Source organism: Ruegeria sp. R8_1 (assembly GCF_017743815.1).
Classification (GTDB): domain Bacteria; phylum Pseudomonadota; class Alphaproteobacteria; order Rhodobacterales; family Rhodobacteraceae; genus Ruegeria; species Ruegeria lacuscaerulensis_A.
In genome coordinates this window covers 1-19902 of the sequence record NZ_JAGHRL010000004.1, presented here as the reverse complement: position 1 = coordinate 19902, position 19902 = coordinate 1, and the positions used below count along the sequence as shown (strand labels likewise).

The following is a 19902-nucleotide window of genomic DNA, read 5'->3' as shown; positions in this document are numbered from 1 at the left end:
GCCCCTCGGGTCTGGTCCCACTGCAGAAGGGACCATGGGCCGGGCGTCCCCGGCCCAACTGGAAGGCAGGCTTCGGTTGGGAAACCTGCCTTCCACTTTCACCCAACCCCGCCCAACCGCAAAACATGGCAGACCCGATATGAACATGCATTCCGATACCGCCCTGCGTGATGAGGCCACCAGCCTGTTCTCTGACTACGCAAAATCCGAATATGACGTGATCCGCCTGCGCGCCATTCAGGCCCTGAGTGCCATTGGCGCCGCCAATAGCCCGGCCTTGGTCGAAGCGCTGTTGGATGACGACGAAGACGTCCGGCAGGACGCCGCCCAAGCGCTGGGCGCGCTGGGCGTTCAGGACGCAGCACCGCAACTGCTGGAAAACCTGATCCACGATCCGTGTGGCGAGGTCAAACTGGCCTGCGTCACGGCTCTGGCCGAGTTGAAATCCGAAGACGCTGCCCCCTATCTGCGCACCCTCGTCACCGGGCGCGGCGAGGACATCACATGGGACGAGGACGAGCTGCACCAGGACGAATGGGACGATTGGCTGGACACCCAGATCGCCTCGATCAAAGCGCTGGGCCGGATGGGCGATGTGGCGGCGATTGAACCCATCGTCATGGCCCTGATGGACGAAGACGGGCAGGAGCTGGGCGATGTGGCTTGCGAGGCGCTGGGCCGGATTGGTGAGGCTTCGGTGCCGACGCTGGGCGTTTTCACCCAATCCTCGAACCGCCGCTTGCGCCACCGCGCGTTACGTACCTTGGCTTCAATTGGTGGAGCGGAGGCCGAAGCCATCCTGCGCAAAGCCACCACCGACAAGGACGGGGCCGTGCGCTTGATTGCATATGAAGCACTGATGCCGGGTGATGCTGCGCTGGTCGAGCAGGCGCTGACGGACGCGGTCGAAGACATCCGCATCGCGGCGCTGAACCAGGCCGGGTTCTCGGAACCCGAACTGCTGGATCGTATGATGCGCGATCCCGGTGCCAAAGTGCAACTGGCGCTGTTGGATCGCCTGGATCGCACCACGCCGATTGCCGATCAGGACGATCTGCGCTGGCAAGTGCTGGATTTCCTCGCCACCGGTCAACAGCCCGAAGTGTCCGCGCAGGCGCTGGGCCTGCTGGCGGCGCTGGCTCCGGAATTGGTGGCGGATCGGCTCAATGCGCTTTTCTCGGTCGATGCCGATGATCTGAAGGCCGAGCGCCTGCAATGGGCAATCGTCGATGCACTGGCGACCTCGCCCCTGCGTGAGGCGGCAGAATGGCTGCAACGCGCCTGCCGCGCGCCGTTCCGGTCAGTGCGGTTGAAGGCCGTTGCGTCGCTGGCGATGATCGTCACGGATGCCGACCGTCCGCATGTGAACCAGCAACAAGGGCGCGAGTTGCTGTTGTCCTTTGCTCTGGCCCCGATGCCTGTGGCCGCAGACGAGGAACCTGAAGAGACCCCGCAAACCGACATCGCCGCGCTGGAAGAGGCCGGGTTGGACGTCTCCGAGGGCGGCGAGAATGGCCCCACCTCAAGCCTCGGAGCAATTCTTGGCCATGACGCCATTGCCGCCGAGATGACACAGGAAGCGCAAGAGGATGAGGTCCAACCCCTCACCCCCCGCGAACAGGCGCTGCTGGCCAAGGCAACCCGTCATCCTAAGCGCCGCCGCGTCGCACTGGACGACGATGCCGATGCGCTGCAGCGTGAAACCCGCATGTCCGCCATCCGCCTGTTGGGCGAGGTCAAGGGAATGCAGGTCATGCTGGCGCAGATTGCGCAAGACCCGGAAACCGAAATCGCGCAGCAGGCGTTTGCCGCGCTGGGTGTGGCCGTCGCGCGCCATGGTGCGGAGTTGGATCAAGAGCAGCTGGTCGATTTGATCACCAAGGGGTTGTCGCACACGGACTCCGCGCTTTCTCTGCAAGCATTGAAGCTGCTGCAACAGGCGGATCTGCCACCGCAGGACGCGCTGCGGGGTAAGCTGCGTGCGATGGTGAAAACCGGCGATACGCCGTTCCGCATCGACGCCATGCATATCCTGACCCGATGGGACGGCACGCCTGACGTGGCGCGCAGCCTGTTGGATGATGTCTCGGCCCCTGTCCGTCAGGCAGCCATGCGGCTGCTGTCGGAAACCGCGCCGGATCAGGCAGGGGCGGCCATCGTACCCTTCCTGCTGGCCAACCCCGAACAGCGGATAGTGACCTATGTCAAGGACAGCGCCCCCGCGATCGTGTCCATTGGCCGCGAACTGCTGGCCGAACTGCGCGACGAAGACCGCCGCGCGCAATGGCCGGTGATGATAAACGCATTGGCTGACCTGTTGGGGGAACCTGCACGGGCAGCCTGACTGCCCGGAGGGACAGATGAGCATTTCGCTGAAACTGGCTGCAGCGATACTGGCGGGCGCAATGACTATTGCTCCCGCCCTTTATGCCGATGACCTTCCCGAGGTTGCCGTCGTTCACCAGATCATTGACCTGAATGCAGACACCCCGGCTCATGCGTTTCGATTCGAACCCAAGTTCCTGCAAGTGCCCGCTGGTTCCACGGTGCGGTTCAAGGGCTCGACCGGGCGGCACACGGTGACATCCATCCGTCCGATGACCCCCGAGGACGCACGCAGTTTCGAAATTCGCGGCAAGCCCGAGCTGGATCTGACCTTCGAGCATGAGGGTGTCTATGGCATTCGCTGCCGCGTTCATGGCCGGCACGGCATGGTTATGCTGCTGGTGGTGGGCGACCCCAACGCAAATCTCGAAGACGCCCGCGCCCACCTGCCCAATCTGGGTGAGGCGGAACGCGCGGAGTTTGAGGAACTCTTTACATATCTGGAGGCTCAAAATGGCTGATGGCTGCGCCTGCGATCGGCAGGCTCATATGTTTCTGACGGTTTCCCAGGCCCTGACCAAGGGCCTGTCGGTGGCCGACCCGATCACCGAAACGGAAACCCTGCCGCTGATTGACGCTATTGGGCGGGTGCTGGCCGAGGATTGCACCAGCAAGGTGGATATGCCCGCTTTTGATAACTCGGCCATGGATGGCTATGCTGTGCGCACTGCCGATTTGGGCGATGGTCCGCTGTTTGAACTGCCCGTCGCGGGACGGATCGCTGCCGGGGATAGCGGCGCGCATGACGCCCCTGCGGGCAGTGCGCTGCGGATATTCACCGGCGCGCCGGTCCCGCCGGATTTCGACGCCATTTTGATGCAGGAAGATTGTGATGCCACCGCCCAAGGCATTCGGTTCTCGCGCCGCCCCAAGCCAGGCCAGCACATCCGCCGTGTGGGCGAAGACCTGAAGGCTGGCGCCCCGATCCTGCGCCGTGGTTGTGAGATCACCGCGCGCGAGGCCGCCGCGCTGGCATCGTCCGGCTATGGCGAGGTCACGGTTTATCGCAAGCTGAAAGTCACGATCTTTTCCACCGGTAGCGAGCTGCAACAACCCGGCGAGGCGTTGGGACCGGGACAGATCTACAACTCGAACCGCTATATGCTGCGGGCGCTGCTGGACAAGCCGTGGATCGCCCTGACCGACAAAGGCCCGGTCGAGGACAACCCCGCCAAGCTGGAACAGGTGCTGCGAGAGGCTTGCGACAGCTCTGATCTGATCATTACCACGGGCGGCGTATCGGTCGGAGATGAAGACCACATGCCGCGTCTGTTCGAGGCCATCGGCGGCAAGCCGGATGTGATGAAAGTGGCGATGAAACCGGGCAAGCCGATAATGTTCGGGCGGCGTGGGGATGCGCTTTATGTTGGGCTGCCGGGCAATCCGGTTTCGGCCTATGTCACATGGCAGATTGTCGGATCGCACATGATGGCGCGGCGCGCCGGTTTGCATCACGCGGCTCAGACCCCGGAACAGGCGGTTCTGGCCGAGCCACTGAGCCGCCGGGCCGGTCGTCAGGAATACCGCCCCGTTGTGATCGAGGGGGCAGAGCCTGACGGAACACCGCGTCTGCGCCTGATGGCGGCGTCCTACAGCGGACGTGTTGCGCTGTTGGCCCAGTCGGATGGGCTGGCGGTGATCCCTGCGGAAACCGAAGCCTTGCCGCAGGGCCATAGCTTGTCTTTCCTGCGGTTCTGATGTCGGGGCAGAGCTCGTTCTTGCAAGTGTCGGGGGGCTGCGGCTACAACAGTTCCGCGCCAGCCCACTACGCCCGCCCGGACTCGAATATGGTTCAAGAACATATCCTTGTGGTCGACGACGACCCGCAGATCACGTCTTTTCTGCAGCGCTACCTTGAAAAGCAGGGCTGCGCAGTCACGTGCGTGGCCGATGGCGATGCGATGGATGCTGTTCTGGCGCGGGCCGAAGTTGATCTGATCCTGCTGGATATCGGGTTGCCCGGCCGCAGCGGGTTCGACATCACGCGCGAGTTGCGGATGAACTCGAACATTCCAATTATTGTGGTCTCCGGCCGGGATGAGATTTTCGACCGGGTCGTCGGGCTGGAATTTGGGGCGGATGACTATATCACCAAACCGTTCGAGGCGCGCGAGGTTCTGGCCCGCATCCGTACCGTGCTGCGTCGGTCAAAACCCGACGACAAACCCACCAGCGGGGCCGAGTCCCAAACGATCACCTTCGGGGACTGGGTGCTGAACGTGAACGAGCGGACCCTGACCGCGTCCGGCGCGCCCGAGGTCACACCACTGACCACTACCGAATTCGAGGTGCTGTTGGCCTTTGTCACCAATCCTCATGTGGTGTTCTCGCGCGATCAGTTGCTGGACAAGGCGCGCGGGCGCGACATCGTCGTCGGAGACCGGACCATCGACGTCCATATCATGCGTCTGCGAAAGAAAATCGAAGCTGATCCCGCCGCGCCGGCCTTTATCAAGACCGTTCACGGGATCGGCTATTGCTTTGCCGCAAATGTCCGGAAAACCAGCGCCTAGTGCAGGTTTTTATACATGAACGTTGTGGGTTCCAGCCGGTCATCGAACGGGTTGCGGCAATAGTTCGGAATCTCGCCGGCGATCTGGAAGCCAAGGCTTTGATACAGTCGCAGCGACGGGTCTGAACTGCGCGTGTCCAGAACCAACACATTGCGCCCGAGTTGAGCAGCGCGCTCTTCCAAGGCGGCCATCAAAGCGCGCCCTAGTCCTTGGCGGCGGGCATTCGGATGCACCAGCAGTTTAGCGACATCGGCCCGGTGCGGTTGGTTCGGCATTTTGGCCGGGATCAGTTGAACCGTCCCCAAGACATGCTGGGCGTTGCGGACCGCAAATAGATCCAGCTCGTTCCCGGCAACACCGGACCATACATGGTTTAGCCAATAGGCGCGTGCTTGTTCAGGCGGAAAGGGCAGGATGAATCCTACGCTGGCACCGTCATGCACACAGGCGTGCAGTATACCCGTCAAATCGTCCAATGCACCGTCCAGATCCGATGAGGTCAAACGTTCGATCATATCAGCACCAACAAGTAACGCGCACCGCGCTTGGATGAGGTTTCAAACCGGGTCGAACCGGAAAGGTGATAGCGCAGGCAATCCCCGGCCGTCAGGTCGTGCGCCGCGCCGTCCACTGTCAGCGTCAAAGCGCCGTCCAGCATGATCAGATGGTGTTCCTGTCCTGGCTTCGGGGGTGCGTCATAGGTGATAACTGTCGAAGTCGGCAGGTGCCCCTCCATGACCTCACCGCTCAAACCGGTGGCCGGGGGCGAAACCGACCGGCGCGTGAACCCGGTTTCAGGGTCGCGCCATTCAGGTTGACGTTCCAAGGGAACCCGTGGTGCAAAGCTGTCTTCCACCATCATCAACAGGCGCGACATGGGCAAGCCGTAGGCGGCACACAACCGGCCGAGCGTTTCAGCGGTCGGGCTCACGCCCCCTTTTTCGAGCCGGGATAAAGTGGCGCGGCTGACAGAGCTGCGTTCTGCCAATTGGTCCAAGGACCAACCGCGCATCAGGCGCAGCTCGTTTAATCGGTTAGCAAGGCGGTTCGAGAGATCATCCAGCATTTATCAAATATGAGAATCATTTCCTTTTATGAGATTATTTATGAATTTTATTATAATACAACAAAAAAGAGCGCGGAAAACCGCGCCCTTTCCGTTGTCTGGTCTAGAGGATTATTGCCAGCCAACTTCGTTGAAGATTTTTTGCGCTTCGGGGATGTTCTTGGCAACTTCGGACAGGTTCACCGTATCCGCTTTGAACTCACCCAGCGAAGCGACGTTGTCGGCCAGTGCGACACCTTCGACCGCGGGAAATTCATCATTGCCGTTCGAGAAGTAAACCTGTGCCTGCTCGCCTGCGAGGTATTCAAGGAACTTCACTGCGTTCTCTTTGTTCGGCGCATTGGCTGCGATACCGGCACCTGACAGGTTCATATGGGCGCCTTCCGCGTCTTGTGCGGGAAACTGAATGCCAATCATGTCGATATCCGCGCTCAGGCCCTTCACGTCTTTACGCAGTGCGCGGGCGAAGTAGTAAGAGTTGGAAACGGCGATCTCGCATTCACCCGAGACAATCCCGCGCAGCTGATCGGTGTCACCGCCCTGGGGGTCGCGTGCCATGTTGGCGACAACGCCTTCGGCCCAGGTTTTCGCCGCTTCGGCACCATGGTTGGTGATGATCGCAGCAAGCAGCGTTTGGTTATAGGTGTTGCTGGACGACCGGATGCAGACCAGACCTTTGTATTCCGGCTTGGCCAGATCCAGATAGTTTGCCGGCGGGTTCGCGACGTCGGCTTTGTCAAAGAAGATGATCCGCGCGCGTTGTGAGAAACCGTACCACTGGTTGTCTTCGTCCTGCAGGTTGGCAGGGATACGCTCTTCCAGAACGGCGCTGTCGATCGCTTGCAGGATGCCTGCGTTCTTGGCGCGGGCAAGGCGAGAAGTGTCGACGGTCAATAGAATGTCGGCAGGTGAGTTCGCGCCTTCGGCTTCCATTCGGGCGATCAGCTCATCAGCCTTGCCTTCGATCCGGTTGATGGTGATGCCAGTGGCCTCTTCAAAATCCGAATAAAGGCGTTCGTCGGTGTCATAATGGCGCGAGGAATAGAGGTTCAGCTCGCCCTCAGCCGCGGCAGAGGTCGCAATAAGGGCCGTCAGAGCGGCAGCAATACAAGTGGAGGATTTCAGCATCATGTGTCCCAACTTTGAATGTCGTGGCGGGCAATAACCCGACTGATTTGGTCAATTAAACGATTCTGGCGGGGATGCAAGAAAAACTGACAAAATTAGTTGGTCAAAATGGCCGCTGCTGGAAAGGTGCAACGCACTGACCTTGACGTGGGGAACATCCGGAAGGCGTTAAGGGTGTCTACGTTGCAAAACAGCGGCCAGAATAATAGCCCATCCGAGTATACCCTGCCCATGTGCGCTGAGGTTTTGCTGGTGCGAAAAAAGCAACATTTCAAAGGGGATAACGGCGTTTTTTGGTGGCCAGATGACCCATTGCAGCGGCAAATCCGGAATGATCATGCGATAATACATGTAGTAAACCTGCGGCGAGGCCCACACGAACACCCAGAAAAGGATCAGCGCCCCCAGAAACCTTGCCCATATCGGCAAACTTCTCAGGCAGCGCCGTGCCAAAAGCACCATCATCAGAAACAGAGTGAGGCTGATGAAGACAAGCCCGACCTGTCCCCAAGCGGACAGATCGAAAAAGGAATCCTGACTGTACATGTTCGCCCTCCGCAAAGCCGGGCAAAAAAGAAACCCGCCCACGCATGCAGGCGGATTTCAAACAGCGCAAGGCGAGAATTAGCTGAGTGGCGCGACGGCCAGAATCACGGTGAATTTCTCACAATAGATATACAGCTCGTTGTACTTGGAGACATCGATGCCCGAAGGGATCTTGAATGAGGCTTCGCCCTTTTTCACGGTCAGCTTGTCGTGAATCTTGGAGCCCTTCGCGTATTTCTCGCCGTTGCCAAAGCCGATTTTGATGTCCGGCGGGTTCTTGCTGGGGTCGAAGACATAATCGCTTTTGAGCGTGACGGTGTCGCCGGAAACGGAAACCGTTCCTTTCACCTTATAGCCGCTGCGGCCGGAAAGGCTGCCGGTGCGTTCCTTGCCTGCGGCAAATACAGAAGGTGTTCCCAGTGTCAGAGCGGCTGCCGAAGCAAGCCCAAGCTGTACGAATTGGCGGCGTTTGATTGTCATAGCGAATTCCCTATCTCATTCTGCGACTGCAGGATGCTGCGCAGACAAAGGGGGCGCTGCCAACTCACATCGCGTCGAGGGAATGTGAGTATCTGAAACATGCAAGCGACCAGCTAAGCGGGAAATCAACGCAACATGCGATTTGAAAACAAAAAAACCGCACCCAAACGGCGCGGTTTCCCTGAATTCGATTTGTGCAGTTCTTAGCCCTGGCGAGCTTTGAACTTGCGCTGCGTCTTGTTGATCACGTAGACGCGGCCTTTGCGACGCACAATGCGGCAATCACGGTGCCGGTTCTTGAGCGAGCGGAGCGAGTTCTTGACCTTCATGGGTCTGTCTCCAATCTGCGGCGCCTTCATCAAAGACGTGGCCAGCGCCTGGGTTAATCGGGTGTCCCGGAGCCCCGGGACAGTGAAATCATGGTGGGCGGTACAAGGATCGAACTTGTGACCCCTTCGATGTCAACGAAGTGCTCTACCGCTGAGCTAACCGCCCACTTTACCTTTGCGTGCCCTGCCCCATAACGAAATGGGGCGCGGAACCCCGCGCCGGTAGCGGGGTCTATAAAAGGAGTCGCAAAGGGGTTCAAGGGGTTTGGTATAACTATTTTCCGGTCTATGTTCAGACCGAACCAAGGAGCCACCATGCCGAACGCCGCCTATGTATTGGATATGCCTGCCAAGCGCACGTCTTGTGTGGTCTTTGCTTCCCCGCATAGCGGCCGGAACTACCCCAAGGAGCTGATGGAGCGGACCATTCTTAGCCGCGACGTGATTCGATCCTCTGAGGATGCGTTCGTGGATCAGTTGTTCGCACCCGCTTCGGATTTTGGAGCGCCGCTGATTTCTGCGACAAAGCCAAGGGCTTATCTGGATCTTAACCGCAGTGCCGAGGAGTTGGATCCGGCGCTTGTGGAAGGCGCGCGTCGGCAGGGGCACAATCCGCGCGTGTCCTCGGGGCTGGGCGTAATTCCCCGGGTGGTTGCGAATGGTCGCGCGATTTATCGCGGTAAGCTGACAATGGACGAGGCGCGGCTGCGCATCGACACCTGCTGGCGACCATATCACACGCGTCTCAAGGCATTGTTGGCCGAATCGCACAAGGCGTTCGGGCAGGCGATCCTTGTGGATTGCCATTCGATGCCGCACGAAGCTGTGGCCATGGCCGGCACCGCAAATTCACGCCCTCAGATTGTGTTAGGGGACAGGTTTGGCGCCGCAGCCTCTGGCGAAGTCGTGGACCGTATCGAAGCCGCGTTTGTGGCCGCTGGTCTGACAGTGGCGCGAAACGCACCCTTTGCTGGGGCGTATGTGACGCAGACCTATGGTCGACCCGCGCGCGATCAGCACGCGGTGCAGATCGAAATAGACCGTTCGCTTTACATGGATGAAACTCGGATTGAGCCAAACGGGAATTTCACCGCCTTTCGCGAGCTGTTGCGGCAGGTCATTGGCGAAATTGCGTTGATCGGTGAAGAGCCTCTGCGCCTTGCGGCCGAATAAAATCAGCGCAAAGAACGCCCCTTCAAGATAGCATCATGTCCGAATCTGCGACGGATTTCATCTGTGGCGCGTTCGGCCTGCGACCGCTGCGCTGCGCCGGGGTCCAGCAAGTCGCCCGTGATATCGGCCTGATCCTCGGGGCACAAATCCGACAGACCACATCCAAGCAAGCGATAGGGCCCCTGATCTCCGACCTGATCGAACAAACTGCGGGCCGTGCGGTAAATGCGATCGGCAATCTGCGTCGCGTCACGTAACGAGATACGGCGGGTGATAATCTTGTGATTGGCTTTCTTCAGCTTGAGGGTCACGACCCTGCCAGCCAGACTTTTGGCCTTGGCACGATCCGCCACCTTTTCGGACATGCGCCACAGATGACCATCAAGTATGTCCAGGCTGGCCGTGTCTTCGAAAAAGGTGGTCTCATTACTGATGGACTTCATCGGTTCATGGGTAGAAACGCGGCGCTTGTCCTGTCCTCGGGCCAGATGCCACAATCGATACCCCATCGCGCCGAATCTGGCTGTCAGGGCCTCCTGATCCCAGCGCAACAGGTCCGAGAATGTACGAATCCCTGCGCGCTCGAGCGATTCTTGTGCAGCTGGTCCGATTCCCCAGATCAGCCGGACGGGCTTGTCGTGCAGAAACGAAGCTGTCTCGGCCTCGCCGATTACGGAAAAGCCACGTGGTTTGTCGAGGTCGGATGCGACCTTGGCAAGGAACTTGTTATGTGAAAGCCCGATTGAACCAGTCACGCCCAGCTCATCTTTCATCCGTTTCACAAGGCGCGCCAGCATCACGGCGGGTGGTGCACTATGCAGTCGCTGGGTGCCGGACAGGTCCATGAACGCCTCGTCCAATGACAAAGGTTCGACGACTGGGGTCAACTCGTCCATCATTGCCCGAATCTGACGCGAGACTTCTGCATAAACCGACATGCGGGGTTTGATGACCACAGCATCGGGGCACAGTTGCAGGGCTTTGAACATGGGCATCGCTGAACGCACTCCGCGAATACGCGCCACATAGCAGGCCGTCGACACGACGCCGCGTTTCCCGCCGCCAATAATGACGGGTTTGTCGGCAAGTTCAGGGTTGTCGCGTTTCTCGACCGAAGCGTAGAACGCATCGCAGTCCATATGCGCGATGGTCAGATCAAACAGTTCAGGATGCGTCTTGATACGCGGACTACCGCAGGCAGAGCAGCGGCGGTCGTCCGTCACAGTGGTCAGGCAGTCTCGGCACAGACCGGGCATGCGGTTTTCCCGTCTCTCATTCGATCAATTTGCGGGGTTTGAATATACCACCCAATTGGTCAAGAAAAACCCCGCCGCGTGGTTGTTTGATGGAAAAGAAGACCCCCCGCGCGTTGCGGGGGGAGGTGACGGACCTCAGGAAGAGACGGTCCGCGGGGAGTATCACGGGACCAGATTCGCTGAAAATCAGTGGTTTCGATAGGATCGAGTTCACACAAGGAAAACAGGCAGTTTTCATGTGTGTTTTCGGGCACAGGGACGATTTGGCGCGGTTTTCATTAAAAGTTACGCTAGGTCAACTATTTGGCTGACAAAAACCGGGTTTTTCAGCGGTTTCTGACGTCCGCGATTAGTGCCGTGTCAAGGAATTTAACTCGGCAAGAACCGCCTCGGCGGCGGCTTTCGGGTCGTCAGATTGATAGATTGGGCGGCCGACCACGATGTGATCCGCACCGTCACCGATCGCGGTCGCTGGGGTGGCGACGCGTTTTTGATCGCCAAGCGCAGCACCTGCCGGACGCACACCTGGGGTCACAATCAGGCGACCTTTGGCCTGTGGCAAGGCCCGGATCAGCGCGGCCTCTTGCGGGCTGGCGATGACGCCATCTGCCCCGGCCTCAAACGCCTTTGCCGCGCGTTCGACGACCAGTTCCTGCACGTCGCCATCCTTCAACAGGCTGGCATCCAGATCATCGCGGTTCAGAGAGGTCAGAATGGTCACGGCGAGGATTTTCAGATCCTTGCCCGAGGCGCCCTCTTTCGCGGCGCGCACCACGTGGGGATCGCCATGAACAGTCAGGAAATCCAGATCGAACTGCGCCAGCCCACGTACCGCGTTTTCGACGGTATTGCCGATGTCGAACAGTTTCATATCCAGAAAGATGCGCTTGCCGTGATCCTGTTTCAGCTCATTGGCCAGTGCCAGCCCGCCGCCCGTAAGCATGCCCAAACCAATCTTGTAGAAAGAGACGCTGTCGCCCAGCCTTTCGGCCATGGCCAAACCCTGCAGGGCGTTGGGGACATCTAGGGCTACGATAAGGCGGTCGTCGGACATGGGGCGCTCCGTTTTTGGCAAACGTCTGCGTCCTAGCGGGTTTGCAAGGTTCTGTCCATGTGGGACGAGTAGGTGATTCAGGTCACGGCAGAATTTACCAGATGTGGTATAATGTGCGCGGATTGAAGGAATGGAATTCAAAGTGAAACAGTTTGCACCCGCCGTAATCATCGTATTGCTGACAGGATGTCAGGATATGCCATTGGAAACCGAGGCCGCTGACACTGTCGTAAGGACTCCCACTAACGACAACCTGCGGCTTTTGCGGGGCTATCGTTCGACCGATGATGATTGTCAAATCACAGGTGAGACTGCGTTTACAATTGATTTTCTGGATGATGCCGCTGATCTGGTATCCTGTCCAACAGGTGGTGAAGCGGCGCAATCTCTGGTCCAGATGTATGGCGCGCGAGAAGTGGCTGAAACCGGGGGATACACTGTCTATTCGGTTCCGCGCAGGTAGGGCGGAAATAGCGTTTCGACCTCTTGAACCGGGACAGATATTTCCCAGATTGAATGTGAGGCCCAGATCAGAAGCGTGCCGCCAAGCGGGCGCATCGACACAGGGCGCTTGGAAAAGGAGAAGACTATGGACTTGAACAAGTTCACCGAGCGGGCACGGGGTTTCGTGCAGGCGGCGCAGACTATTGCGATGCGGGAAGAGCATCAGCGTCTGACGCCCGAACATTTGCTGAAAGCATTGATGGATGACGATCAGGGACTGGCCAGCAACCTGATCACGCGGGCCGGTGGTGCGCCCAGCCGAGTCGTGAATGCGCTTGATGCCTCGATGGCGCGTATTCCAAAGGTCAAAGGCGACACAGGACAGGTCTATCTGGACGGCCAGACTGCCAAAGTCTTAGATGAGGCAGAGAAAATCGCGACCAAGGCAGGCGACAGCTTTGTCCCGGTCGAGCGCATTCTTATGGCGCTGTGCATGGTGAAATCGAAAGCCAAGGTGGCGTTGGAAGACGGTGCCGTCACCGCGCAGAAACTGAACGAGGCGATCAACGATATCCGCAAAGGCCGCACTGCCGACACCGCGTCGGCGGAAGAAGGCTATGACGCGCTCAAGAAATACGCGCGTGACCTGACCGAGGCGGCGGCTGAGGGCAAGATCGACCCGATCATTGGGCGGGATGAGGAAATCCGCCGCTCGATGCAGGTTCTGTCGCGACGGACCAAGAACAACCCGGTTCTGATCGGTGAGCCCGGCGTGGGTAAAACCGCGATTGCCGAGGGCATGGCCCTGCGCATCGTCAATGGCGACGTGCCGGAATCGCTGAAGGACAAAAAACTGCTTGCGCTCGACATGGGCGCGCTGATTGCCGGCGCGAAATACCGTGGTGAGTTCGAAGAACGCCTTAAGGCTGTGCTGACCGAAGTGACCGAGGCCGCTGGTGAGATCATCCTGTTCATTGATGAAATGCACACACTGGTCGGCGCTGGTAAATCCGACGGCGCAATGGATGCGGCCAACCTGATCAAGCCTGCGCTTGCCCGGGGTGAGCTGCATTGTATCGGCGCGACCACGTTGGATGAGTATCGTAAATACGTCGAAAAAGACGCGGCCCTCGCGCGTCGCTTCCAGCCCGTGATGGTGCAAGAGCCGACGGTCGAGGACACGATCAGCATCCTGCGCGGCATCAAGGAAAAGTATGAGCTGCACCATGGTGTGCGCATTTCCGACTCGGCGCTGGTGTCGGCCGCGACCTTGTCGCATCGCTATATCACCGACCGGTTCCTGCCCGACAAAGCCATCGACCTTGTCGATGAGGCCGCATCGCGATTGCGGATGGAGGTGGATTCGAAGCCCGAAGAACTCGACCAGTTGGATCGCCAGATCCTGCAGATGCAGATCGAGGAAGAGGCGCTGAAGCTGGAAGATGACGCGGCGTCGAAGGACCGTCTGGAAACCTTGCAAAAGGATCTGGCCGATCTGCAGGAGAAATCCGCCGAGATGACCGCCCAATGGCAGGCGGAACGCGATAAACTCGCAGGCGCACGTGATCTGAAAGAACTGCTTGAAAAGGCTCGTGCCGATCTTGAGATCGCCAAGCGCGAAGGTAATCTGGCAAAAGCCGGTGAGCTGTCTTATGGCGTGATCCCAGAACTTGAGAAAAAGCTGACCGACGCTGAGAATGCCGAAAGCAATGCGATGATGGCCGAAGAAACCGTGCGGCCCGCGCAGATCGCATCCGTTGTCGAACGCTGGACCGGAATCCCCACCGCCAAGATGCTGGAAGGTGAGCGCGAAAAGCTGCTGCGGATGGAAGACGATCTGCATTCCCGCGTGATCGGGCAGGATGCAGCCGTCACCGCCGTCGCCAACGCCGTGCGCCGTGCGCGGGCTGGTCTGAATGACGAGAACCGCCCCTTGGGTTCGTTCCTGTTCCTCGGGCCGACCGGTGTGGGTAAGACCGAGCTGACCAAGGCCGTGGCGAATTTCCTGTTCGATGATGACAACGCGATGGTGCGCATCGATATGTCCGAGTTCATGGAGAAACACGCGGTGGCCCGTCTGATCGGTGCCCCTCCGGGCTATGTGGGCTATGATGAAGGCGGTGTGCTGACCGAGGCCGTGCGGCGCAGGCCCTATCAGGTCGTGCTGTTTGACGAGGTCGAAAAAGCGCATCCGGATGTGTTCAACGTGCTGTTGCAGGTTCTGGACGATGGCGTTTTGACCGATGGTCAGGGCCGCACCGTCGACTTCAAGCAGACGCTGATCATCCTGACGTCGAACCTTGGATCTCAGGCGCTGAGTCAGTTGCCTGAAGGAGCCGACAGCGCGCAGGCGCGGCGCGATGTGATGGATGCGGTCCGGGCCCATTTCCGGCCCGAATTCCTCAACCGTCTGGACGAGACGATCATCTTTGACCGGCTCAAGCGGGCTGACATGGATGGCATCGTCGACATCCAGATGGCACGTCTGCAAAAACGGCTGGCTGCCCGCAAGATCGAGCTGGCGCTGGACGATGGTGCCAAGCAATGGCTGGCCGATGAAGGCTATGACCCGGTCTTTGGTGCCCGTCCGCTGAAACGTGTGATCCAACGCGCGCTTCAGAATCCGCTGGCCGAAGCATTGCTGGCTGGTGAGATCAAGGATGGTGAGACCGTCCCGGTTACTGCGGGCTCAGACGGCCTTATTATTGGAGACCGGTTGGGAACATCGGATCGTCCAAGGCCGGATGATGCGGTCGTGCACTGAGCTTTAAGCCTTAAAAGACCTACCCATTCGGTAGGTCTTTTTCGTTTGCGAAAGTATGTGTTTTGTTGCCCAGATAAACGATCGTGTTCTTTCGCGCCCGAGCGCCAAAGCTGCCCACGCAATAAACCTACGGATCTTTTCGGACAATCAGCCGTTTCGCACCACCTTGCGCCGCATCCACAAGTAAAGAAACCTGACCCAAGGTTTCCAGAAACGCAGAACCTTCGCGGAGTTTGCGGGTTCTCACGTCGAGAATGACGGCACCGTCGTCTTCGACCACGTCGCGAAAAAAACCTGCGTAGGTCTGCGCGGGATAGTGAAAGCCGCACGAGATAAAGCTCATCGCCAGATCAACTGTGCCGATTGATGAGAGTTCGTCTGAGCCGGGATTCAGGCAGGTGATGTCGCCGGCGCGGACGCCGTTCTCCATCAGGAACGATCGCGCCACAGACAAATTGGAATAGGCCGCACCGGTTTCCGCGTATCCGAAATGCCGTTCTGTAGTAGTTTCTAAATCAATCAGGTTCAGGTGACACTTGTGGTCCTGCCACAAAAACAGATCGAACATAGCATAACCACAGCCGATATCTGCAATCGATGACGGGGCGAGGCTTTGTATCGTATCCCGAAGTTCCAGATACTCTAAATAGATAATTGCGGCAGCGCGGCGCGCCAGATCGGTTCCGTGATCCCGCACAAGCGATAGGGCGGGTTCGGGATTTCCGGCGGCCCAGGCGCGGTTAATCCTGCCGGAGCGGGGTTGGTCATGAATGATCTCTGACCTTTGCATGATCAGATTGACCAAATCGTTTTGGGAAAACGCGTCGAAGGATAGTCCGGACACTTCAGGCAGGGCAGTTGCCTTCATCATCCGCTCGGTCGTGATCATATCGTGGTTTCTACATGTCTGGGATTGGAGTTGCAGTCGGCACATTGTGGCAGGTTTATTCGATGTTCAAGACCCGCTTATTGGCGGTGCCGAAAAGGATCGGGAATTCGATCCTTTTCGACCGTTATCATTCAAACCATCGCGAAAATGCGCGCGGGTCCGCCTGTGCCGCCTTTGTGCTTCGGCGCTCCGATGACCAGCGTTGCGCCCGAAGCGGGGACGCGGTCCAATCCAGCGATGTTTTCGATCCCGAAACGGCCCGTCGGCAGCCAGGCGTAGTGGGTGGCAAAGTCAGCCGACATTCCGTGATCCAGCGATAGTGTGTCTGAAGCCAACGACCGCGCGCCCGTTTCCTCGATCAGCATCTGAGCGGCTTCGACATGAAAGCCGGGGTAGTGCTGTGCCTGCCCGTCAAATCCGCGGTAGGCGTCACTGTCGACTTTGGCGGCCCAGCCAGAGTATAGGGCAACGCAGGCGCCGTCTGGAATATCTCCGTGGGTTGCCATCCACGCCTTCAGATCGTCCGGGGTCAGTAGAGTATCGGCATCTTCGGCCGCCCGCGCAGCGATATCGACAACACAAAGCGGTGCCACGAGATCTGTAACCGGGATTTCGTCCACCGCTGCCCCATCCGCCGAGAAATGCAATGGCGCATCAATATGAGTTCCGGTGTGCTCGTTCACAGTCATGCGTTGCAGGTTGAAGCCGTGGTCGCCAAAATTGAACAGTTGTTCGGACGCGTAGCCGGGCTCACCAAAATAGGTGGGAAAGTCAGGGCTGATCGTGTGGGTCATATCTTCGACCGTGCCGTGTCCGGCAGCCATCGCCATTGGCGCAGTTGCGCTGGTTGCTGCCACTGCAACGCCCGAGGCCGCGGCGGCTTTGAAGAAACTCCGCCTTGAAAGCATCCGGTCCTTGACCGCGTTCATCACACAGATGTCACACATTTGTCTTCTCCCTTTCGGCTGTCCCGGTTGTCGGGTTTCGAAGGATCCATACAAGACCCCTTCCGATCAGACTGCATTTTGCGAGAAGCAGTTGTAAAGATAGCGGTCGGAGAGGGTGCAGTGTTTCGGGGTACGATGCTTCAACTCACCGTGATCGGTTCTGTGCGTTTTGGTTAGCGGTGCATCTAACGAACAACTGATTTCAATGACGGCAAACGACAAGAGCCCGCCGAATGGCGGGCTCTTGAATACGTGCATGACCCAGAGGGGCCAAAGGATCGGAAATCTTAGGTGCCGCTCGGCAACGCATTCAGGTCTTGTGCGTTGTTCTCATCGAGATTGGTATCCTCACCAATTTCCTCGCAGGTCACGGGGAATGTCTCATTCGAGTCGCACCCAGAGATTGGGTAGGTCTCTTTTTCGGCGCATGCCGCGATGAACAGGGCCAGCGACAGGCCAGCTACCAGCTTCATTTTCATGTCTCGTCCTTTCCGATCATATCGTCGTCTTTTTTGTGGCGCTATCTGCGTGATCAGCCTTGGGGTGATCTCAACTCCGTCCCTTCACGCCTTGGGAAAACTTAAGCGGCTGGGCTGCGGGTTGGCTAGCGCCAATATCAAGGGTGACGCTAGGTTCTGTTGGGTTAAATGTACATTTCGTATGAAAAAGCGGCTACTTTTAGCCGAAGTCTATGAGTGATTAGACGTTTAGTATTGTATTGAGCCTTAGTTACGCCGCCTGATGGTTCGTTACAGCCTCGTCTCCCAATCGTGACGCATGTTGCCTTGGTCCTGTGCTAAGAGCGCACTAACTGACAATTAACAAAGAACGATCACGGAGACAGAGATGGCGCGTCGCTGGACCAATACACTGACACATGCGGATGTCACCCCAAGGGCGATGTTCATGAACCGGCGGCAGGTCATGGCCGGGCTCGCGGGTGTCGGCCTGGCGGGGATAGCGCAGAAAGGTACGGCCGAAGAGACGGCCGAGGGTCTGGTGCCCAACACCTGGGAAGAGATCACGTCCTACAACAATTACTACGAGTTCGGCACCCGCAAGGATGATCCTGCGAAATACGCCCACACGCTGGTCACCGAACCCTGGAGCGTTCAGATTGATGGTCTGGTGGACCGCCCCGGTGAATACGACTTCAAAGACATAATGTCCGAGATGACAGTCGAGGAGCGGATCTATCGGTTCCGGTGTGTCGAAGCCTGGTCGATGGTTGTTCCCTGGAACGGGTTCGAACTGGCTGATCTGCTGAATATGGCCGGTGTGCAGGAAGGTGCCAAATATGTGGCGTTTGAGACTGCCTATCGCCCGGATGAGATGCCCGGCGTTCAATTCCCGGTCCTGGACTGGCCCTACCGTGAAGGTTTGCGACTGGACGAGGCCATGCATCCGCTGACGATCATGGCGACGGGAATCTATGATCGTCCGATCCCGAACCAGAACGGCGCCCCATTGCGTTTGGTTGTTCCATGGAAGTACGGGTTCAAGTCGATCAAGTCGATCGTCCGGATCACCCTTACGGATGTGGAACCTCCGACAAGCTGGAACATGGCCAACCCGCGTGAATATGGCTTCTATAGCAATGTGAACCCGAATGTGGATCACCCGCGTTGGTCTCAGGCGTCCGAGCGTACCATCGGCGGCGGGCTGTTCTCGAAACGTATCCCGACGCTGATGTTCAACGGCTACGAGGACGATGTCGCCGGCCTTTACGAAGGCATGGATCTGTCGGAATACTACTAAGCGCATGCAGACCGTGAACCAGATACTCCGCCGGGTGCCTGTATGGGCCGTCTATCTGCTGGGCCTGATCCCGGCACCATGGCTGTTCTATCAGGGTCTGACCGGAGGGCTGGGTATTGATCCGATTGAGGCGCTGGAACATCGCTACGGCGAGCTGGCGTTGCAGTTGTTGATTGCTGTGCTTGCGGTATCTCCGTTGCGGCGGTTTGCGGGGCTGAACTTGATCAAGTTCCGGCGGGCTTTGGGGGTGCTGACCTTTGTCTATGTCAGTCTGCATCTGCTGGTATGGTTGGTCTTGGATGTGCAACTGCCCAGCCAAATCTGGGCCGACATCCTCAAACGTCCCTACATCACAGTGGGCATGGCCGGGTTCCTCCTGCTGCTGCCCTTGGCTGTGACTTCAAACAATCTGTCGGTGCGCCGTTTGGGTCCACGCTGGCGCGTCTTGCAACGTCTGGTCTATCCAGCCGCGATTTTGGGTGGACTGCATTACGTAATGCTGGCGAAGGGCTTCCAGATCGAGCCATTGATCTATCTGAGCGTGATTCTGGGCCTTCTGGCCCTGCGTCTGCCACTGTCGAACCCGTTCAGCCGATTCCGACAGGTCGATTCCGCCTGAGTCTGTGGGTAAGCCTGTGCAAAAACTGGGTTGCACGGTGAAACGCTGGTGTCGGGTTCTCGTTTTGGAGCGGGTTTTAGCGGTAAGTGGCTGAAAATAAGTTAAAAGTTTTAAATTCTGAGTTTTTTCGCATTTTTCAAATTTTCTGCTTGCGGCTTTGTTGGGTAAACCTTAGAACCCCCTTCACCGGCGCTGCTGAGGCGGTGCTGGGACGCGGCGGTAGCGGCGGAGACGCTCGGGAGAGACCGGGGGCATCTGAGGTTGTTGATTAGGCGGGCGCGCTGATTTGATTGGCGCAACGGTCTGATTTTTGGCTCTGGGTGTTATGTTCTTTGACATTGATGGATAACTGAAGAGATATGTGGGCGGTTTGGTTCGTTTCGACGGATTGGATGTCTGTATATCGCGCTCTTAGGTTCGATGTCTGCGCTCAAGTAGCGTAAGCGGTAGCGCCGATTATAGAGTGTCAGCTTCACTGTTTGAGTGGTTCACTGATTTCTTAGGAAATCTGTGTACATCAAACAGATGACTTTTGGTGCGTTCCTTGACCT

At 58.2% G+C, this 19902-nt stretch carries 20 protein-coding genes and 1 tRNA gene; 9 read left to right on the top strand and 12 right to left on the bottom strand.

The annotated features are described in order from the left end of the window. Positions 1–139 precede the first annotated feature (139 nt). The 4 genes from J7380_RS10370 (at position 140) to J7380_RS10355 (ending at position 4898) form a co-directional block, all read left to right on the top strand. Entirely contained in the window at positions 140–2344 is a 2205-nt protein-coding gene (locus J7380_RS10370) for a HEAT repeat domain-containing protein (RefSeq protein ID WP_209195681.1), read from the top strand. 16 nt (positions 2345–2360) lie between these two features. After that, a complete protein-coding gene (locus tag J7380_RS10365) occupies positions 2361–2846 on the top strand; it encodes a plastocyanin/azurin family copper-binding protein (protein ID WP_209195680.1) in 486 nt (161 codons plus the stop codon). After that, positions 2839–4083 carry a gephyrin-like molybdotransferase Glp gene (gene glp / locus J7380_RS10360; protein WP_209195679.1) on the top strand — a complete coding sequence of 415 codons (1245 nt, stop codon included), beginning with the start codon at positions 2839–2841 and terminating at the stop codon, positions 4081–4083. The genes J7380_RS10365 and glp overlap by 8 nt, the downstream gene beginning before the upstream one ends. Positions 4084–4172: 89 nt before the next feature. Then, complete coding sequence (locus J7380_RS10355) at positions 4173–4898, top strand: response regulator (protein WP_209195678.1); 726 nt, start codon at positions 4173–4175, stop codon at positions 4896–4898. Here the strand turns inward: J7380_RS10355 and J7380_RS10350 are convergent. The 7 genes from J7380_RS10350 to J7380_RS10320 form a co-directional block, all read right to left on the bottom strand. After that, the gene (locus J7380_RS10350; RefSeq protein ID WP_209195677.1) at positions 4895–5413 is read right to left on the bottom strand and encodes an N-acetyltransferase; all 519 of its coding nucleotides are present in this window, start codon (positions 5411–5413) and stop codon (positions 4895–4897) included. The two genes, J7380_RS10355 and J7380_RS10350, sit on opposite strands and share 4 nt — an antisense overlap. Beyond that, positions 5410–5964: a helix-turn-helix transcriptional regulator gene (locus tag J7380_RS10345; RefSeq protein ID WP_209195676.1), complete on the bottom strand. Its 555-nt coding sequence runs from the start codon at positions 5962–5964 to the stop codon at positions 5410–5412. The genes J7380_RS10350 and J7380_RS10345 overlap by 4 nt, the downstream gene beginning before the upstream one ends. A gap of 111 nt (positions 5965–6075) precedes the next feature. Beyond that, positions 6076–7092: an extracellular solute-binding protein gene (locus tag J7380_RS10340; RefSeq protein WP_209196077.1), complete on the bottom strand. Its 1017-nt coding sequence runs from the start codon at positions 7090–7092 to the stop codon at positions 6076–6078. 168 nt (positions 7093–7260) lie between these two features. Next, positions 7261–7638: a hypothetical protein gene (locus J7380_RS10335; protein WP_209195675.1), complete on the bottom strand. Its 378-nt coding sequence runs from the start codon at positions 7636–7638 to the stop codon at positions 7261–7263. 78 nt (positions 7639–7716) lie between these two features. After that, positions 7717–8118 carry a DM13 domain-containing protein gene (locus J7380_RS10330; protein ID WP_170356035.1) on the bottom strand — a complete coding sequence of 134 codons (402 nt, stop codon included), beginning with the start codon at positions 8116–8118 and terminating at the stop codon, positions 7717–7719. Between the two features lie 203 nt (positions 8119–8321). After that, positions 8322–8447, bottom strand: coding sequence for a type B 50S ribosomal protein L36 (gene ykgO, locus J7380_RS10325; RefSeq protein WP_008755722.1), 126 nt, complete (start codon positions 8445–8447; stop codon positions 8322–8324). 91 nt (positions 8448–8538) lie between these two features. Continuing rightward, positions 8539–8613 (bottom strand) — tRNA-Val (locus J7380_RS10320). A gap of 149 nt (positions 8614–8762) precedes the next feature. Between J7380_RS10320 and J7380_RS10315 the strand changes: the two genes are divergently transcribed. Further along, a complete protein-coding gene (locus tag J7380_RS10315) occupies positions 8763–9620 on the top strand; it encodes an N-formylglutamate amidohydrolase (protein WP_209195674.1) in 858 nt (285 codons plus the stop codon). A 2-nt stretch (positions 9621–9622) separates the two neighbouring features. Here the strand turns inward: J7380_RS10315 and J7380_RS10310 are convergent, their stop codons facing one another. Together J7380_RS10310 and pyrF are read right to left on the bottom strand one after the other, a co-directional pair. Continuing rightward, positions 9623–10876: a DNA polymerase IV gene (locus J7380_RS10310; protein ID WP_209195673.1), complete on the bottom strand. Its 1254-nt coding sequence runs from the start codon at positions 10874–10876 to the stop codon at positions 9623–9625. Positions 10877–11225: 349 nt separating this feature from the next. Further along, positions 11226–11930 carry an orotidine-5'-phosphate decarboxylase gene (pyrF, locus tag J7380_RS10305; RefSeq protein ID WP_209195672.1) on the bottom strand — a complete coding sequence of 235 codons (705 nt, stop codon included), beginning with the start codon at positions 11928–11930 and terminating at the stop codon, positions 11226–11228. A 130-nt stretch (positions 11931–12060) separates the two neighbouring features. Between pyrF and J7380_RS10300 the strand changes: the two genes are divergently transcribed. Both J7380_RS10300 and clpB read left to right on the top strand, forming a co-directional pair. Continuing rightward, a complete protein-coding gene (locus J7380_RS10300) occupies positions 12061–12393 on the top strand; it encodes a hypothetical protein (protein ID WP_209195671.1) in 333 nt (110 codons plus the stop codon). Between the two features lie 126 nt (positions 12394–12519). Continuing rightward, positions 12520–15138, top strand: a complete 2619-nt coding sequence (gene clpB, locus J7380_RS10295) for an ATP-dependent chaperone ClpB (protein ID WP_209195670.1) — start codon at positions 12520–12522, stop codon at positions 15136–15138. A 127-nt stretch (positions 15139–15265) separates the two neighbouring features. Here the strand turns inward: clpB and J7380_RS10290 are convergent, their stop codons facing one another. From J7380_RS10290 to J7380_RS10280, 3 genes are all read right to left on the bottom strand, one after another. Beyond that, positions 15266–16027, bottom strand: coding sequence for a hypothetical protein (locus J7380_RS10290; protein WP_209195669.1), 762 nt, complete (start codon positions 16025–16027; stop codon positions 15266–15268). A gap of 131 nt (positions 16028–16158) precedes the next feature. Further along, positions 16159–16974, bottom strand: coding sequence for a cyclase family protein (locus tag J7380_RS10285; protein WP_209195668.1), 816 nt, complete (start codon positions 16972–16974; stop codon positions 16159–16161). A 287-nt stretch (positions 16975–17261) separates the two neighbouring features. Further along, positions 17262–17453: a hypothetical protein gene (locus J7380_RS10280; RefSeq protein WP_209195667.1), complete on the bottom strand. Its 192-nt coding sequence runs from the start codon at positions 17451–17453 to the stop codon at positions 17262–17264. Positions 17454–17820: 367 nt separating this feature from the next. On the opposite strand from J7380_RS10280, the gene msrP reads away from it, so the two are divergent. Together msrP and msrQ are read left to right on the top strand one after the other, a co-directional pair. Continuing rightward, on the top strand, positions 17821–18732 hold the full coding sequence (msrP, locus tag J7380_RS10275; RefSeq protein ID WP_209195666.1) for a protein-methionine-sulfoxide reductase catalytic subunit MsrP: 912 nt from the start codon (positions 17821–17823) through the stop codon (positions 18730–18732). Between the two features lie 4 nt (positions 18733–18736). Further along, positions 18737–19351: a protein-methionine-sulfoxide reductase heme-binding subunit MsrQ gene (msrQ, locus tag J7380_RS10270; RefSeq protein WP_209195665.1), complete on the top strand. Its 615-nt coding sequence runs from the start codon at positions 18737–18739 to the stop codon at positions 19349–19351. Positions 19352–19902: the final 551 nt, after the last annotated feature.

What these genes read in the sequence shown, in the direction of transcription:
- clpB (WP_209195670.1), top strand. Translation starts at nt 12,520, where the DNA reads ATGGACTTGAACAAGTTCACCGAGCGGGCACGGGGTTTCGTGCAGGCG.
- J7380_RS10345 (WP_209195676.1), bottom strand. Translation starts at nt 5,964, where the DNA reads ATGCTGGATGATCTCTCGAACCGCCTTGCTAACCGATTAAACGAGCTG.
- J7380_RS10350 (WP_209195677.1), bottom strand. Translation starts at nt 5,413, where the DNA reads ATGATCGAACGTTTGACCTCATCGGATCTGGACGGTGCATTGGACGAT.
- J7380_RS10330 (WP_170356035.1), bottom strand. Translation starts at nt 8,118, where the DNA reads ATGACAATCAAACGCCGCCAATTCGTACAGCTTGGGCTTGCTTCGGCA.
- J7380_RS10340 (WP_209196077.1), bottom strand. Translation starts at nt 7,092, where the DNA reads ATGCTGAAATCCTCCACTTGTATTGCTGCCGCTCTGACGGCCCTTATT.
- J7380_RS10315 (WP_209195674.1), top strand. Translation starts at nt 8,763, where the DNA reads ATGCCGAACGCCGCCTATGTATTGGATATGCCTGCCAAGCGCACGTCT.
- msrQ (WP_209195665.1), top strand. Translation starts at nt 18,737, where the DNA reads ATGCAGACCGTGAACCAGATACTCCGCCGGGTGCCTGTATGGGCCGTC.
- J7380_RS10300 (WP_209195671.1), top strand. Translation starts at nt 12,061, where the DNA reads ATGGAATTCAAAGTGAAACAGTTTGCACCCGCCGTAATCATCGTATTG.
- msrP (WP_209195666.1), top strand. Translation starts at nt 17,821, where the DNA reads ATGGCGCGTCGCTGGACCAATACACTGACACATGCGGATGTCACCCCA.
- J7380_RS10370 (WP_209195681.1), top strand. Translation starts at nt 140, where the DNA reads ATGAACATGCATTCCGATACCGCCCTGCGTGATGAGGCCACCAGCCTG.
- J7380_RS10335 (WP_209195675.1), bottom strand. Translation starts at nt 7,638, where the DNA reads ATGTACAGTCAGGATTCCTTTTTCGATCTGTCCGCTTGGGGACAGGTC.
- J7380_RS10285 (WP_209195668.1), bottom strand. Translation starts at nt 16,974, where the DNA reads ATGTGTGACATCTGTGTGATGAACGCGGTCAAGGACCGGATGCTTTCA.
- glp (WP_209195679.1), top strand. Translation starts at nt 2,839, where the DNA reads ATGGCTGATGGCTGCGCCTGCGATCGGCAGGCTCATATGTTTCTGACG.
- J7380_RS10365 (WP_209195680.1), top strand. Translation starts at nt 2,361, where the DNA reads ATGAGCATTTCGCTGAAACTGGCTGCAGCGATACTGGCGGGCGCAATG.
- J7380_RS10355 (WP_209195678.1), top strand. Translation starts at nt 4,173, where the DNA reads ATGGTTCAAGAACATATCCTTGTGGTCGACGACGACCCGCAGATCACG.
- ykgO (WP_008755722.1), bottom strand. Translation starts at nt 8,447, where the DNA reads ATGAAGGTCAAGAACTCGCTCCGCTCGCTCAAGAACCGGCACCGTGAT.
- J7380_RS10290 (WP_209195669.1), bottom strand. Translation starts at nt 16,027, where the DNA reads ATGATCACGACCGAGCGGATGATGAAGGCAACTGCCCTGCCTGAAGTG.
- J7380_RS10280 (WP_209195667.1), bottom strand. Translation starts at nt 17,453, where the DNA reads ATGAAAATGAAGCTGGTAGCTGGCCTGTCGCTGGCCCTGTTCATCGCG.
- J7380_RS10310 (WP_209195673.1), bottom strand. Translation starts at nt 10,876, where the DNA reads ATGCCCGGTCTGTGCCGAGACTGCCTGACCACTGTGACGGACGACCGC.
- pyrF (WP_209195672.1), bottom strand. Translation starts at nt 11,930, where the DNA reads ATGTCCGACGACCGCCTTATCGTAGCCCTAGATGTCCCCAACGCCCTG.